The sequence below is a fragment of the Phocaeicola sp. RTP21198st1_B8_RTP21198_201120 genome (assembly GCF_040929485.1).
GTDB classification, from domain to species: domain Bacteria; phylum Bacteroidota; class Bacteroidia; order Bacteroidales; family Bacteroidaceae; genus Phocaeicola; species Phocaeicola dorei.
Window position 1 is genome coordinate 1 of record NZ_JBCOCI010000403.1, and the last position, 331, is coordinate 331.

1 protein-coding gene and 1 pseudogene are annotated in these 331 nt (G+C 35.6%); both read right to left on the reverse strand.

The genetic code is table 11. The features are described 5' to 3' along the window. The coding region (locus AB5935_RS26735; protein ID WP_368327949.1) for a rubredoxin-like domain-containing protein at positions 1–67 on the reverse strand (67 nt) is incomplete at its 3' end. A gap of 22 nt (positions 68–89) precedes the next feature. Continuing rightward, a pseudogene (locus tag AB5935_RS26740) lies at positions 90–331 on the reverse strand (transcriptional repressor); the annotation flags it as partial.

Below are 331 nucleotides of genomic sequence, written 5' to 3' on the forward strand. Positions count from 1 at the left end.
GGCATTTTTCAGGAGCTGCGTCACCTTCATGAACGTAACCGCATACAGTACATCTAAATTTTTTCATTTTCTTCTCAATTTTAAATTAATTAGTCAATACGTGTTTCTTTATCTTTACTTAAGCAATTCTTGCAAATACCTTTATAATAATAATGAACTTCTGATACCTGGTGACCATCCATGTCTATATTCTCCACTTTCTTTATGGCTTCCGGGCATTTCAGATCATAAATGTGTCCACAACGCTTGCACAAAAAATGAGAATGTACGGAAGTATCTGCGTCAAAGTTCGTATTCTTCTCATCAATTGTAAGCATCAAGGCTGCTCCTT